General features: G+C 37.1%; 15 protein-coding genes and 2 tRNA genes. 13 read left to right on the top strand and 4 right to left on the bottom strand.

All coding sequences use genetic code 11. The features are described from left to right. Window positions 1-20 precede the first annotated feature (20 nt). The 3 genes from JF75_RS04145 to JF75_RS04155 all read left to right on the top strand — a co-directional run bounded on the left by JF75_RS04145 (window position 21) and on the right by JF75_RS04155 (window position 1,182). Window positions 21-872 (top strand): PRD domain-containing protein, encoded by an 852-nt coding sequence (locus JF75_RS04145; RefSeq protein ID WP_046331964.1) that lies wholly within the window; start codon window positions 21-23, stop codon window positions 870-872. Between the two features lie 158 nt (window positions 873-1,030). Continuing rightward, a tRNA-Glu gene (locus JF75_RS04150) sits at window positions 1,031-1,102 on the top strand. Between the two features lie 8 nt (window positions 1,103-1,110). Continuing rightward, window positions 1,111-1,182, top strand: a tRNA-Gln gene (locus JF75_RS04155). A gap of 495 nt (window positions 1,183-1,677) precedes the next feature. On the opposite strand, the gene JF75_RS04160 is transcribed toward JF75_RS04155, so the two are convergent. The 4 genes from JF75_RS04160 to JF75_RS04175 all read right to left on the bottom strand — a co-directional run bounded on the left by JF75_RS04160 (window position 1,678) and on the right by JF75_RS04175 (window position 6,080). Continuing rightward, on the bottom strand, window positions 1,678-2,667 hold the full coding sequence (locus JF75_RS04160) for an Abi family protein (RefSeq protein ID WP_046331965.1): 990 nt from the start codon (window positions 2,665-2,667) through the stop codon (window positions 1,678-1,680). Between the two features lie 441 nt (window positions 2,668-3,108). Further along, window positions 3,109-3,738, bottom strand: a complete 630-nt coding sequence (locus tag JF75_RS04165; RefSeq protein WP_046331966.1) for a DUF3862 domain-containing protein — start codon at window positions 3,736-3,738, stop codon at window positions 3,109-3,111. A 99-nt stretch (window positions 3,739-3,837) separates the two neighbouring features. Continuing rightward, window positions 3,838-4,257, bottom strand: coding sequence for a hypothetical protein (locus JF75_RS10645; RefSeq protein WP_046331967.1), 420 nt, complete (start codon window positions 4,255-4,257; stop codon window positions 3,838-3,840). A 470-nt stretch (window positions 4,258-4,727) separates the two neighbouring features. Further along, window positions 4,728-6,080, bottom strand: coding sequence for a Mur ligase family protein (locus tag JF75_RS04175; protein WP_046331968.1), 1,353 nt, complete (start codon window positions 6,078-6,080; stop codon window positions 4,728-4,730). Between the two features lie 143 nt (window positions 6,081-6,223). Between JF75_RS04175 and JF75_RS04180 the strand changes: the two genes are divergently transcribed. From JF75_RS04180 to atpA, 10 genes are all read left to right on the top strand, one after another. Continuing rightward, entirely contained in the window at window positions 6,224-6,823 is a 600-nt protein-coding gene (locus JF75_RS04180) for a thymidine kinase (RefSeq protein ID WP_046331969.1), read from the top strand. Between the two features lie 17 nt (window positions 6,824-6,840). Further along, window positions 6,841-7,929: a peptide chain release factor 1 gene (gene prfA / locus JF75_RS04185; protein WP_046331970.1), complete on the top strand. Its 1,089-nt coding sequence runs from the start codon at window positions 6,841-6,843 to the stop codon at window positions 7,927-7,929. Then, window positions 7,922-8,770, top strand: coding sequence for a peptide chain release factor N(5)-glutamine methyltransferase (prmC, locus tag JF75_RS04190; protein WP_046331971.1), 849 nt, complete (start codon window positions 7,922-7,924; stop codon window positions 8,768-8,770). The genes prfA and prmC overlap by 8 nt, the downstream gene beginning before the upstream one ends. Next, the gene (locus JF75_RS04195; protein ID WP_046332933.1) at window positions 8,770-9,774 is read left to right on the top strand and encodes an L-threonylcarbamoyladenylate synthase; all 1,005 of its coding nucleotides are present in this window, start codon (window positions 8,770-8,772) and stop codon (window positions 9,772-9,774) included. Before prmC ends, JF75_RS04195 begins: the two co-directional genes overlap by 1 nt. A gap of 84 nt (window positions 9,775-9,858) precedes the next feature. Further along, a complete protein-coding gene (gene upp, locus JF75_RS04200; RefSeq protein ID WP_046331972.1) occupies window positions 9,859-10,488 on the top strand; it encodes a uracil phosphoribosyltransferase in 630 nt (209 codons plus the stop codon). A 117-nt stretch (window positions 10,489-10,605) separates the two neighbouring features. Further along, window positions 10,606-11,319, top strand: a complete 714-nt coding sequence (gene atpB, locus JF75_RS04205; RefSeq protein ID WP_046331973.1) for a F0F1 ATP synthase subunit A — start codon at window positions 10,606-10,608, stop codon at window positions 11,317-11,319. Window positions 11,320-11,337: 18 nt separating this feature from the next. Then, the gene (gene atpE / locus JF75_RS04210; protein WP_034981200.1) at window positions 11,338-11,562 is read left to right on the top strand and encodes a F0F1 ATP synthase subunit C; all 225 of its coding nucleotides are present in this window, start codon (window positions 11,338-11,340) and stop codon (window positions 11,560-11,562) included. Between the two features lie 42 nt (window positions 11,563-11,604). Then, window positions 11,605-12,117, top strand: coding sequence for a F0F1 ATP synthase subunit B (gene atpF / locus JF75_RS04215; protein ID WP_046331974.1), 513 nt, complete (start codon window positions 11,605-11,607; stop codon window positions 12,115-12,117). After that, window positions 12,117-12,665 carry an ATP synthase F1 subunit delta gene (gene atpH, locus JF75_RS04220; protein WP_046331975.1) on the top strand — a complete coding sequence of 183 codons (549 nt, stop codon included), beginning with the start codon at window positions 12,117-12,119 and terminating at the stop codon, window positions 12,663-12,665. The genes atpF and atpH overlap by 1 nt, the downstream gene beginning before the upstream one ends. Window positions 12,666-12,679: 14 nt before the next feature. Beyond that, entirely contained in the window at window positions 12,680-14,191 is a 1,512-nt protein-coding gene (atpA, locus tag JF75_RS04225) for a F0F1 ATP synthase subunit alpha (RefSeq protein WP_046331976.1), read from the top strand. Window positions 14,192-14,194 lie beyond the last annotated feature (3 nt).

Here is a 14,194-nt window from a genome sequence, read left to right on the forward strand (position 1 = left end):
TGCAACTAGGTGGTGAGCTGATGAAAGTGCTAAAAGTTTTGAATAATTCGCTTGTTTTAGCTTTAGATGAATCAGGAGCAGAGTGTATCCTAATGGGCAAGGGTCTAGGCTACCATAAAGCAATTGGTTATCCTGTAAAAAAAGAGGAAATTCAAAAGATTTTTGTCTTAACCGATAATAAAATGCTGGAAAACTTTATTCAGCTAGCCAGTACAATAGACGAAACTTATCTAAATATGGTTAGAGAAATAATAGATTTTGCCGCCAAAAAATATCAAATCAAAGTTAAAGATTACCTTTATTTATCGTTAGCTGATCATATTTCTTTTGTGGTAAAGCGATTTAAAGAGGGAAATATTGGTGAAAATTTCAACTATCCTGATGTCTTACTTCACCATAGAAATGAATATCAGATAGGTTTATTTGCAGTTAATTTGATTAATAAAAAAATGCATGTTTTATTACCGAATAGCGAAGCAACAGGCATTGGTTTACATTTTGTGGATGCGGAAGTTGACGTTGGTGACCAACAGAAAAACAGGAAAATAGCTGAGCTGGTGAGTAGTCTCGAGAAAATAGCTCAAAGGATTATTGGTGGCAATATCGACCAAAACACTTTCACTTATTCACGATTTTTGACTCATCTAAATTATTTTTGTGAAAGGGTGTATGAAAATAAACTGTTTTCTGATGAAGATCAGGAAGGACTTTACCAGGACTTGGCTGCCAAAATGACTAAGGAGGCTGAAATTATTAATGCTTTCGATGAGTTTATTAGGAAAAAAATTAACTTGAGGATTACTAAACAGGAGAGAATATACTTGATTGTTCATTTACACAAAGTAGTTGAAGAAAATTGCAAAAAAGTGTAGTTGGTCAAAAATATGGGCAATAATAAAAAACTTCCGGATTGAAAAGCTTTCCGAAAGTTTTTCTTTGGGCTAAAAAACCTTATTAGTTAAATTTAGTTTTTGAACTGAAAGTACTTGACAATAAGCGTCTCTTCAAGCATAATAATTACTGTTGATTTTGCCCGCTGGTCAAATGGTTAAGACGCCACCCTCTCAAGGTGGAGTTACGAGTTCAATTCTCGTGCGGGTGATTTAACACTGGGATATAGCCAAATGGTAAGGCACAGGTTTCTGGTTCCTGCATGTTTCGGTTCGAGCCCGGATATCCCAATAAAAATAGCTCAACGGCAGGGTTTGTGAGAGCTAAAAAACAAATTTGCCCATCATTTGCCCATCATTTGCCCATCAGAATTGTTACAAAACGCTAGATGAATTGCTCATCTAGCGTTTTTACTTATCATATAGTGTTTGGTGTTTTATATCCGATACTTGTTTTTTAAAGGTAGTTCACTTTTTATAGAAATAATCGACGAAAACTGGGTTTCTCTCAACATTTACTCTCTGGCATGTTAGTATTTTTGCTCAACAGAATATTGTTCAAATTCAATCATAGTGTTAGAGCATCGTTTTCTATTTGGTGGAGCCGACCATTAGCGTTTAGACAACTAATTCTAGCAGATCATGATTTACCATGATTTTTGCTAACATATTTATTTTGCCTTTGATTTCTAGCTAAAATAGGGTGAATTAACTATTTAGCTATTGCTTATCATAATTAAATTTTAGATGTGGTTCCAAGGGAATTCTTAAACGCTTATTGTATTGTTCACTTTACTTTCAGGATTGCACGATAGTTTTTTGGAAAATGCATATCGTGTAAGATTGCAGCAAAACTTACAGATTGAAAACATGGCTCATATTTGTCAAATAATTTATAAAGTTGTTTGACAAAATCGTAATATTCCTTTTTACTCAAAACTAATTTTAGGGCAACGATTAATTCGAAGACACCGCTTTGACTGTTAACTATAAAATTATTGAGTTTTAAATCCTGCTTAATCAATCTGAATTTTTTAGTTTTTAAAATTATTTTGTTATAGGTAATTTCATCATGGGCTACAGAATTTCTAAAATAATTTACTAAGATATTTAAAGTTTCAATAGATTGGGGTTGAATTTTAATTTTAGTTTTATAGTTGCGTTTATATTTTAATGAAAAGTCGCTAGCTATAACTCTTTTGATTTTATCTGTACAAACACTGTAAAAATAATTTAATTCTCCAAAAGTTAAATAATTTACAAGAACCCAAAGAGGTACATGCTTATGCTCATTGACATAATGACTGATAGCATTCTTCTTGTTGGCATTTCTTTTAATTTCATTAGACAAATTGCTTATCGTTTTTACTATAGAAACTATTTTTTCTTTATCATTTGAATAATTGTCTATTGCTAGATAGGAATGGGGTTCTTTGTATTCTTCAGAAAACCTATAAGATATTTCGGAGCCTAAATTGCTTTCATATTCCATTAATGGTGTATAAAGAATTCTGCGCAAGTTCTTATCAAAATCATATAAGCTCTTTATTTCTTTAAAACTAGCATTCTTTAAATATTTTTCTGGTGATACAGGAGTGCCGCTAGAATCCCTCTGTAAGAATAATTGCTTGTATCCATTAACTATTGAATAGTAACCATGTTCTTCTAAAGCACGTTTATCAATAGACTTTACCGTAAGACCTCTTTCGCGCAGAATTTTCATTTGTTGATTATGACTTTTAAACGGTTTTTTATTAATAAAATCATTTACTGACATTTGTATTCCTTAAAAATTATTTTGGTAAAACAAAAAGCCCCATATCTGTAATAATACAGAACATGAGGCATTGTTAGTTCGACACCTACTCCTCGGGCCCTTCGAACTTGATCCATATTCGTATTATAGCAAATTTATTTTTGTAGTAAATATACAATATTTGGTAGTTTTTCTACAAAAATCATTAAAAATAGAGAAGATTACACAACATCTTGTGTTTTTTACATATTAGCTATAAATGAAAAAAGTGATATATCTTGAAACATTTTTATTCAAATTTAATATTTGTATAAATTTGCTGTAGTTCAAGTATGGCTATTATGATGGACATTTGCGACTTCATTTACCCTTATTTTTTACTACAGTCCATACAAACTATATGTACTGAGACTCAAAAGCTAGACAACTTTTGTAGTTTTATTTCTTTTAACAGAAACTGCTTTATTTTAAATTAGTTTCAGTTTTAGACACTAGTTTATCATCGGCAAATGTGAAACTGGCATTTGCTCCTGCACTTTTTGCTTTAATTCCAGTGAAGTAAACCGCAGTTACATTTTTCTTTCCTAAAACAACATTTTCGTTCAACCCGTCGGGTTCACCATAAGTGTTGACAAGTGCCTTGTAAGAACTGCCTGTTTTTATTGAATTAAATGCTTTAAGCGTTAGCTTAGTGCTGTGGCGGGTCCATTTAAAGCCCGATACAGTTTTGGTGATAGCCTTTTTGTGACTAAATTGAACCATTATTGTAGTCCCATATTTAGTCCACGAATATGATTTTACCTTAAAGCCTTTAACCTCAGTGGCTGAAATCGAATTTGGCTGACCTAAAATGTTTTTCACATCTTTAAGAGTGCTCCCGCCATTACCTTGTTGCATGACGTCACCGACTTGAATCTTGTCAAAAGATTTTCTAAAAGAAGTTTTTTGAGTGTTTGTTTTCTTTACTTTTTGGTTGCTTTTCGGCTTATTGTTATCAGACTTATTACTACTGCTACTATTGGAGCAACCAACTAAAGATAAGGCTGCTAAACAAATAGCAACTACTGACAAAACATTCTTACGTCTTTTCATTACTTCCTCCTATATTTAAAACTAGATATTTTGAGTCGTTTAAAATTTTTCGATACTTTCCGGAATATATTTGCTATTTTATACCAATTATTGTAATCATTAATTTACTTTAGATAGATCAGTATAGGTAATAACAAAAGAGCCAAGTACCGATTTTACTTTTTTGATTTTTAGAAAAACAGTATCTCCTTTTTTGGCGTTTGGGTTTTCTGGACTAACAAAATTAAGATGTTTACCGGTTTCCATGTTGTAACCGAAGGAACTTTGAGGTTCGAATTTTTTGATTTTAAATTGTACCGTCTTACCTTTTAAATTTTTACCTTTACTAAGGGCAGCTTCCGCATCTTTAATATTTGGATAGTCTGCAACTTTTGGCTTAGGTTTCTTTTGCTGGTGAGTGGTTTTAACAGATTTATTAGTACTTCCCTTACTAGTAGTCTTATTGTTAGAACAACCTGCAATTGTCAGTGCCGCTAAAATTGTGGCGCCAATCGAAAAGGCCTTCTTAAATTTAACCATTACTTCCTCCTTAAGCGATATTACCGTAGGTTTGGTGTCTCTGGCGTGGTGGACAGAAATACCTGATAGCAGAAAATTAATGACAGTTTCTAAATTTATAATCAATTCCTAATCAAGTATACCTAATTTTATCGTACATTTTTAATATCGTAAATGATGTTCACCAATCTTATTTACAGCAAATTAAAGATGTTTTAATGCTTAAAATATAATTTTCATGGTGTTTTAGCCAAATGTAAAAAATATGCTGGAAAAATTTAACTCTGCAAGTGGGAGCTATCGGGATCTATATCGTTGTATCCCAATACTCACCTAGGTATAAATACATTAGTTTTAAGTTCAAAAGCAAACTAAAAGGACTAACTCCGATTGAATATCGGAGGTTAGTCCTTAGTTGAGCTAATAAAGTGTCCTAATTTTAGGGTTCACATCAATGAAGCATTTTACAGGTTTTATTGAGATTATTACTTTTACATCCCAGCCTTAATCATCTTTTTCTCAGCCATAGTCTTACGTAAAGAGAGCATAGCAGTATAGGTAGACAAAATGTAAACCTTTTTCGTTGGTAAATTAGTAAGATTGGCAATTACTTCCTCATTGTCAGTGCAAGTAACCATTTTACCCGGATCAAAACCGGCAACTTCCAGACGAAAGCCCATGTCGTGCCAGCGCTCGCCGCCAACCAAAATTTTTTTAATTTGATCGTGATTTAAGTCTTCGAATTGACCGTCCCATATCCAAGAAGTGTCGATGCCGTCAGCGTGGTTAGCGTTAAGCAATGTGACTAAGGAATAATCATCTTTTTCCGTGTTAAGCATGTGCAGCACCTCATCTAGACCAACCGGATTTTTAACTAAGATCAGGTCAATCTCTTTTCCTTCATATTTAATTAATTCTTGTCTGCCAAAAATCCGCTTGTTTTTAGCAAGAGCCTGAGCAATTTCATCTTCACTGAGATCAAAATAACGCGCCACAGAATAAGCTGCTAGAGCATTGTAAATATTATAAGTGCCGCCAATGTTGATGGTGTAGTCTTTTTTGCCCATTTGAAACTCAAGTTTATTAGGCGTCTGCTCAATAATTTTGTTCACAGAATAGGTTAATTCGGGTCTGTGATAATTGCAGTTAGGACAGAAGAAATCTCCCAAATTGGCATAAATACGTTCATGATAGTGCAAGATATGATCGCACTTAGGGCATAAAATCCCATCAGTATTGACGGGAGCTTTAGTATCATTTTGTGGTTCATCACTAGGTAATTTAAAACCGTAAAAAATTTTATGATTAGGTAAGTCGACTGAAGAAAAGATACTGGCATCACCATTGGCAATAATAGTAGCCTCGGGTGCCAGTTTAATTCCTTCAACAATTTTATCGTAAGTGGTGTAGATTTCACCGTAGCGATCCATTTGGTCGCGAAAAATATTGGTTAAAACAAAAACGCTGGGATGAAGAAGTTCCGTCACCATTTTGACATTTGCTTCGTCAACTTCTAACACTGCAATTGGTCTTGAAGATTTTTTCTTTTTGTGTGCTAAAAAGGCCGTCACAATTCCTTGTTGCATGTTGGAACCCGATGGATTGGTTAAAACATCGCCGTATTTTTCTCTTAGTGCAGCCACGATTAAAGCTGTAGTCATGGTTTTGCCGTTTGTACCGGTAACAATAACAGTTTCATATCCTTCAGCCAGTGTTTTTAAAATTTCAGGATCCAGGTCCATTGCTAATTTGCCGGGAAAACTGGTACCGCCTTTTAAAACATTATGTAAAAACCAGTAACTTGATTTACCCGCGCTTTTTGCTATTACAGACTTAAAACTCATTTTCTTCCCTCGCTTTAAAATCATTATCAACTATAGCATAGCCACAAACTGAAAACGAGTTTTTAACCATTTAACTACACATATTTTATTTTTACATTATACTAGATTAGTTAGGTGAATTTAAATGAATCAAAGGAGCAAAAATGGCACAATTATTTTTTGAGTATGGCACGATGAGCAGTGGCAAAACTTTAGAGATACTAAAGGATGCTCATAATTATGAAGCTCAAGGTCGTAAAATCGCTTTGTTAACAAGCGGTATTGATAACCGCAGTGGAGTTGGAACTGTGGCCTCAAGAATTGGACTTCACAGAAATGCAGTTCCGATTGACCATGATTTTGATATTTTTGCTTATATAAAAAAGTTGAATGAGCAGGAAAAAGCACGTGGAGATGGCGCGATTGCTTGCGTGTTTGTTGATGAAGCTCAGTTTTTGGAGCGTCATCATGTGGTGGAATGCGCCAAAATAGTCGATGACTTATGCATTCCCGTAATGACTTTCGGCTTAAAAAACGACTTTCAGAATAATTTATTTGAAGGAACCAAGAATTTATTGATTTTTGCTGATAAAATAAAAGAGATCAAAACGATTTGCCACTACTGCGGTAGAAAGGCTACAATGAATCAACGGATACACAATGGTAAACCGGTTTATGAAGGTGAACAGGTTCAAATTGGTGGGGATGAAAGTTATTACCCAGTTTGTCGGTTTCATTATTTTCACCCGGATCAAACAAGATAGGAAGGGATTAGAACAACATGGATAAGATTATGGCACAGCTTGAAAGTCTTGTTGCTCATTATGACGAATTACAAGAGATGATGGCTGACCCAGAAGTTATCAATGATACTAAAAGGTATATGGAGGTTTCTAAAGAAGAAGCAGATTTGCGGGATGTAGTTGAAAAATACCGCAAATATAAGGCGGATAAAAAAGAAATCTCTGATAATAAGGATATTATTGCTAATGAAAATGATTCTGATTTGGTGGAAATGGCCAAAGAAGAAAATAATGATTTAGAGCAGGATATTGCTAAACTTGAAGATGAAATCAAGATTTTAATGCTGCCCAAAGACCCTAATGACGATAAGGATATTATCATGGAAATTAGGGGTGCAGCTGGTGGGGATGAAGCCTCCTTATTTGCTGGCGATTTGCTCAGAATGTATGAAAAATATGCAGAAAGACAAAACTGGCAGGTTTCTATCGTTGACAGTGAACCAACCGAAGTTGGCGGTTATAAGCGGGTTGCCATTATGATTACTGGCAACAAGGTTTATTCAAAACTTAAATATGAAAATGGGGCACACCGCGTGCAACGTGTTCCTGTAACTGAATCTCAAGGCCGTGTTCATACTTCAACGGCCACTGTTGCTGTCATGCCCGAATACGAACAGGTTGACCTTGATTTAGATCCTAAAGATATTCGGGTTGATGTCTACCGCTCAAGTGGTGCCGGTGGTCAGCACATTAACAAAACTTCGAGTGCTGTGCGTATGACGCACTTGCCGACAGGAATCGTTGTTGCAATGCAAGACCAACGTAGTCAACAACAAAACCGGGAAAAAGCGATGCAGATTTTAAAATCTCGTGTCTATGATTATTATGAAAGTCAAAACCGGGACAAGTATGATGCCAAACGCAAAAATGCGGTCGGCACTGGCGACAGGTCAGAGCGTATTAGAACATATAATTACCCGCAAAACCGTGTGACTGATCATCGTATCGGCTTGACGCTTAATAAACTTGACAGGGTAATGAACGGTGAACTTGACGAAATAATTGATGCTTTGATTTTGTATAACCAAACTAAGCAACTAGAGGAGCTGGCTGAACAAAATGTCTAAGATTGACACTTTAAAAAGCTTGAGAATCTGGGCTGCGGAAACGGCACCAGAACAAAGACCAGAAGATATCGCTTTTTTGCTAGCTGAAAGACTGCAGCTGAGTCCTAGTGAGTTTCAATTAAAACAGGACATGGAATTATCACCAGACCAAATTAAGCAAGCACAAAAAGATGTGCGCCAGCTGGCTAAAGGGATATCGCCTCAGTATATTTTGGGTTACTCCTGGTTTTTTGGTTACAAAATTTTAGTGCAGCGCGGCGTTTTAATACCCCGCTTTGAAACAGAAGAATTGGTTGAATGGGCTCTGCAGGATCTAACTAGCGGAGACAAAGTGCTTGATTTAGGTACCGGTTCTGGTTGCATCACTGTAACTCTAGCCAAAGAAGCTGCCAAAAAACAAATTACTGACCTTGACTTATATGCTTCTGATGTCACCGATGCGGCCCTAAGAACAAGCGAAGAAAACTTTTTGATTCATAAGGTCGATGTCACGGTCCGTAAAGCCAATATCTTAATTGGACTGGAAAAATTCGATAAAATTATTTCTAATCCTCCCTATATTAAGGAAACAGAAAAAGACGTAATGGACCAAAATGTTCTGGAAAATGAACCAAAAGAAGCTCTTTTTGGTGGAAAAAACGGAATTGAATTTTATCAGAAATTTGTCAAACAGGTGCGCGATCATTTAAATAGTGGCGGCGAATTTTTCTTGGAGTTTGGCTTTAGTGAAAAAGACCAGCTGGCAGACTTATTTGCCCAAGAATTGCCTGATTTTACTATTGAATTTAAGAAAGATTTAGCCGGCAAACCACGTATGGTTAGGGGAAAGTGGAATAAATGATGGAAACAAAAATTTTTTCACAGGATCAAATAGATGATGCAGTAAAGCTGCTTGCTGAAGGAAAGTTGGTTGCTTTTCCGACAGAAACAGTCTATGGCTTAGGTGCCATTGCCACAAATGAAAAAGCTGTAAAAAATGTTTACGTAGCTAAAGGTCGTCCTAGTGACAATCCTTTAATTGTGACCGTTTCTGATGCTCAAATGATGTCTAAGTATGCCAAAGAAGTTCCAGAACGTGCTCAAAAGTTAATTAAAAAATTTTGGCCTGGTCCGCTAACTCTCTTGCTATATGTTAAACCAAACAGTTTGCCTAAAGCTGTTACCGGCGGTCTTGACACTGTTGCTTTTCGTTGTCCCAATGATGCTTTGACTCATGAGTTAATCAGTAAATTGGGTTATCCAATTGTCGGACCTTCAGCAAACACATCAACTAAGCCCAGTCCAACTACAGCCCAGCATGTTTATCATGATTTAAAGGGTAAAATTGCAGGGATTATTGATGGCGGACCTACAGAAGTGGGGTTGGAATCAACAATTATTGACCTCTCTGTTCCAACTCCAGTCGTTTTACGTCCTGGTGCAATAACACCGGAAGAGTTGAGCAATGCCTTGGGAGAAAAAGTTTTAATTAACAGCGGCAAGGTTTCTGATAAGGATGTTCCAAAAGCTCCGGGGATGAAATATCGCCATTATGCTCCTAGCGCTCCTGTAGTCGTTGTCGATGATCCGCAGGATTTTGCAAATATAGAATTGACGAGTGCGACAGGCGTAATGGCTTTAGCCACTGTGCTTAAAAAAATCAAGTTGCCAGAAGTTAACAAATTTAATCTAGGTCAAAATTTAACGGATGCCGATCATAATTTATTCGGAGGCTTGCGTTATTTTGACGATAAGCCCGAAATTAAACAAATTTTTGTGCAGGGATTTAACGGCAGCGAGGACACTCTAGCCTACATGAATCGGCTTAATAAGGCTGCTGCAGGTCATCATTATATGGCAAAATAAAAATTTACTAGCAAAGGACTTTAAACCCTTTGTTTTTTTTATTAAAATACTCGTAAACGTAATTATGTTTATAGGAGGAAAAAGATGGGCAAATTTACGGTTTTGAATCATCCGTTAATTCAACACAAGTTAACAATTATTAGGCGTAAGGAAACAAGTTCCAACGAGTTTCGGCGGATAGTCGGTGAAATCGGGGGACTGATGACTTATGAAATTACCAGAGATTTGCCGCTCAAAGATGTTGAAATTGAAACACCAATTGGCAAGACCACCCAAAAAGAGATTGCCGGCAAAAAGATGACGATTGTGCCAATTTTACGTGCCGGTATTGGTATGCTTAATGGTGTTATGGAAATGATTCCGTCAGCCAAGGTGGGAGTAATTGGCATGTACCGGGATGAAGAAACTCTTACGCCACATGAGTATTTCTGCAAAATGCCGAAAGATGTGGCTGAACGTGAATGTTTGGTCGTAGATCCAATGCTTGCTACTGGTGGTTCTGCTAATATGGCGATTGGTGCGCTTAAAAAGCGTGGCGTCAAAGTTATCAAACTAGCAGTACTAGTAGCTGCTCCTGAAGGCGTCAAAGCTATTCAAGAAGAAAATCCAGACGTTGATATTTATGCTGCTGCAGAAGATGAAAAATTGTTGCCAAACGGCTATATTACACCAGGTCTGGGGGATGCCGGCGACAGGCTATTTGGTACTAAATAACTGTTTTTAGGTAAAATAGTCGCAAAATTCGCTTACATTTTTCACAAAATTATTGAATGGTGTTAATATTGTATGAGTGTTCGATAATTTGGACACGAGAAGGGAGGTCACGAAGAATTGGAGCAATCATTTGTTTTTAAATTTCTGGGTTTAACATTTGATCTGTCTGGGATCATAGGCTCAACGTTAATGGCAGCTGTAGTATTGTTTGTCTGCATCTGGCTATCGCGCAAAGTTGAGATGAAGCCGAATAAAAAGCAAAATATCATGGAATACCTCATAGACTTCACTGATGGTATTGTTAAAGACAATGTCAGTGATGTCGATGCTAGAAAGCACCTTTCCTTGTATGCTTTTGTTCTATTCATCTATATTTGGTTTATGAACCAGTTAGGCCTCTTCCTAGAGGTTAAAGCGGGAGATAACATCTTTGTTAAATCTCCTACCGCAGACCCGGTGACGACAATGTCGTTTGCAATGATGACCTTGCTTCTTTCATTTACATTTGGAATGCAAAAATTCGGTACTGGTGGCTATTGGCGCAATTATGCCGAACCTGTTAGTTTCCTGTTTCCCATTAATATGATTGAAGAGGTCACTAATTTCTTGACATTATCTTTGCGTTTATATGGTAATATCTATGCAGGTGAAGTGTTGTTAACTTTAATAGGTAACAGTTTTGCTCCTAGCTTTGGTGTTGTCACTTTGGTTTTAGCAGCACCGCTTGCTATGATCTGGCAAGGATTCTCTGTCTTCATTGGCTCTATCCAGGCATATGTTTTCGTAACCTTATCCATGGTTTATGTTGGAAAAAAGGTTACAAAAGAATAATTTATTGGAGGTTTAAATATGTCACAAGCTTTTAAATATATCTCAGCAGCTATCGTAGCTGGTATTGCTGCTTTAGCAGCTTCTTGGGGTAATGGTAAAGTTATCACTAAGACCGTTGAGAGCATGGCCCGTCAACCAGAAAGCGCTGGTAACTTGAGATCAACAATGTTCATCGGTGTTGGTTTGATTGAAGCCGTTCCTATTTTGGCGATTGTTGTTGCTTTCCTGATTCTCTTCGTTTAATTTTATTTAAAATAATTTAGGTAAAAGAGAGAAGGGCAGTAAATGACATTTCAAATTTTATTTGCGGCCTCAGCAGGTCATATTTACCTGGGAAATACCCTCTGGTATTTAATTGTTTTCGCAATTTTGCTTCTTTTGGTTAAGCATTATGCTTGGGGCCCTGTCTCCGACATGATGGAAAAAAGACGCCAAAAGGTAATCAGTGATCTTGATTCGGCTGCAGACAATCGCAAAAAGGCTGAAGTTTTGGCTAATGAGCGTGAAGCTGCCTTGAAGAACTCAAGACAAGAAGCAACGCAAATTCTTACTGATGCAAAGGCGAATGCTGAAAAAACCAGTACGCAGATTGTGGCAGAAGCAAATGATAACGCGGCTTCAATTCATGAAAAAGCAAAGGTCGCTGCCGCTCAGGCGAAAGCCGATGCTTTAGACGAAGCCCGTGCACAAGTAGCAGATATTTCTGTAACGATTGCGGAAAAAGTAATTTCTAAGAATTTATCTGCTGATGACCAAAAAGATTTGGTTGATCAGTTTATTAAGGGGCTGAATAAATAATGGCCTTAAGTACAGAAGAGATTGCTGCACGCTATGGTACTGCACTATTTGATTATGCAGAGGATATGGCTGCCTTGGAGACCGTTCATGCGGATTTGCAGGAACTGGCACAAGCTGTCTCAGATTATCCGCAGATTTTGCAAGCTTTTAGCGACCCAATTTTTAACAGTGCTGAAAAAGCAAAATCGCTTTCTGCGATTGAGCAAGGTCTGACCAAAGAAGTTCAAAATTTTTTGAATTTACTGCTAGACTATGACCATTTTTTGGAATTGCCGGAAATAATAAAATGTTTCAATGACTTATATAACCAAAGTCAAAAGATCGAAACTGGAGTTGCTGTTTCAGCAGTGCCACTAGATAAGGAGCAATTACAAAAATTAGGTGCTGGTTACGCCCAAAAATATAATTTGCAAAAAGTCATTCTCACTAATGTGGTTGACCAAAATATTATTGGCGGCGTAATTTTAAAAGTTGGCGATTGCGTAATCGATGGGTCAGTCAAAAATAAACTGAAAAAGATTCGTGCGCAGTTAATTAATAAAAATTAAAAGAGGTGAAACCATTGAGCATAAAAGCAGAAGAGATTAGCTCTTTAATCAAGCAGCAGCTTGAACACTATGATGATAAGCTCGACATTAATGAAGTTGGAGTTGTTACATACATAGGTGATGGTATCGCCCGGGCTCACGGATTGAACAATGTTTTGGCCAACGAGCTATTGGAATTTGACAATGGTTCTTATGGCATTGCACAAAACCTTGAATCAAATGATGTTGGTATCATTATTTTGGGCAATTTTGATGATATTCGTGAAGGTGACCAAGTCAAAAGAACCGGTGAAATTATGCGTGTGCCGGTTGGAGACGCACTAATTGGTCGCGTTGTAAACCCATTAGGTCAGCCAGTTGATGGACTTGGCGAAATTAAAACGTCAAAGACTCGTCCAATCGAGTCTTCGGCACCGGGTGTTATGGAACGCCAGTCAGTTAATCAGCCGCTGCAAACAGGTATCAAAGCTATTGATGCTTTGGTGCCAATTGGTCGAGGTCAACGTGAGTTAATTATTGGTGACCGTAAGACTGGTAAAACAAGTTTGGCAATTGATACAATTTTGAGTCAAAAAGGACAAGACGTTATTTGTATTTATGTCTTTATTGGTCAAAAGGAATCAACTGTCAGATCTCAAGTAGAAACATTAAAACGCTTTGGCGCAATGGATTATACAATTGTTGTCGAAGCCGGACCAAGTGAGCCGGCACCTATGCTGTATATAGCACCATATGCCGGAACAGCTATGGGCGAAGAATTCATGTACAATGGTAAGGATGTATTGGTGGTCTTTGATGACCTGTCAAAACAAGCCGTTGCCTACCGTGAACTTTCTTTGCTTCTCCGTCGTCCGCCTGGTCGTGAAGCTTATCCTGGTGATGTCTTCTATCTGCACTCTCGTTTACTAGAACGTAGTGCAAAATTGAGTGATAAACTTGGTGGCGGCTCAATGACTGCCATTCCATTTATTCAAACTGAAGCAGGAGATATTTCAGCATATATTCCAACTAACGTAATTTCAATTACTGACGGACAAATTTTCTTGCAAAGTGATTTATTCTTTGCGGGAACCCGTCCTGCTATTGATGCTGGTAACTCAGTTTCTCGTGTTGGTGGTAGTGCTCAAATTAAGGCTATGAAGAAGGTTGCTGGTACGCTTCGTACGGACTTGGCAGCTTACCATGAACTTGAAAGCTTTGCTCAATTTGGCAGCGATTTGGATCAGGCAACTCAAGCCAAGCTGAATCGTGGCCGAAGAGTTGTTGAAGTTTTGAAACAGCCTTTGCATACGCCAATTCCAGTTGAAAAGCAAGTTGTCATTCTTTATGCTTTAACTCACGGCTATCTTGATTCTGTTCCAGTTGATGATATTGCCAAGTTTGAAAAAGAGTTATACGACAACTTCGATACTAATCACGCAGATTTACTAGAACATATTCGCAAGACTGGTGACCTGCCAGATGAAAAGAAATTACAAGCAGCAATTTCTAAATTTGCGGATAGTTTTTCACCAAGTAATAAATAGGAG

The sequence above is a fragment of the Lactobacillus kimbladii genome (assembly GCF_000970755.1).
GTDB classification, from domain to species: Bacteria; Bacillota; Bacilli; order Lactobacillales; family Lactobacillaceae; genus Lactobacillus; species Lactobacillus kimbladii.

Excerpts from the sequence above, each read along its gene's own strand:
- JF75_RS04145 (WP_046331964.1), top strand. The coding sequence starts at position 21 with ATGAAAGTGCTAAAAGTTTTGAATAATTCGCTTGTTTTAGCTTTAGAT.
- JF75_RS04160 (WP_046331965.1), bottom strand. The coding sequence starts at position 2,667 with ATGTCAGTAAATGATTTTATTAATAAAAAACCGTTTAAAAGTCATAAT.
- JF75_RS04165 (WP_046331966.1), bottom strand. The coding sequence starts at position 3,738 with ATGAAAAGACGTAAGAATGTTTTGTCAGTAGTTGCTATTTGTTTAGCA.
- JF75_RS10645 (WP_046331967.1), bottom strand. The coding sequence starts at position 4,257 with ATGGTTAAATTTAAGAAGGCCTTTTCGATTGGCGCCACAATTTTAGCG.
- JF75_RS04175 (WP_046331968.1), bottom strand. The coding sequence starts at position 6,080 with ATGAGTTTTAAGTCTGTAATAGCAAAAAGCGCGGGTAAATCAAGTTAC.
- JF75_RS04180 (WP_046331969.1), top strand. The coding sequence starts at position 6,224 with ATGGCACAATTATTTTTTGAGTATGGCACGATGAGCAGTGGCAAAACT.
- prfA (WP_046331970.1), top strand. The coding sequence starts at position 6,841 with ATGGATAAGATTATGGCACAGCTTGAAAGTCTTGTTGCTCATTATGAC.
- prmC (WP_046331971.1), top strand. The coding sequence starts at position 7,922 with ATGTCTAAGATTGACACTTTAAAAAGCTTGAGAATCTGGGCTGCGGAA.
- JF75_RS04195 (WP_046332933.1), top strand. The coding sequence starts at position 8,770 with ATGGAAACAAAAATTTTTTCACAGGATCAAATAGATGATGCAGTAAAG.
- upp (WP_046331972.1), top strand. The coding sequence starts at position 9,859 with ATGGGCAAATTTACGGTTTTGAATCATCCGTTAATTCAACACAAGTTA.
- atpE (WP_034981200.1), top strand. The coding sequence starts at position 11,338 with ATGTCACAAGCTTTTAAATATATCTCAGCAGCTATCGTAGCTGGTATT.
- atpF (WP_046331974.1), top strand. The coding sequence starts at position 11,605 with ATGACATTTCAAATTTTATTTGCGGCCTCAGCAGGTCATATTTACCTG.
- atpH (WP_046331975.1), top strand. The coding sequence starts at position 12,117 with ATGGCCTTAAGTACAGAAGAGATTGCTGCACGCTATGGTACTGCACTA.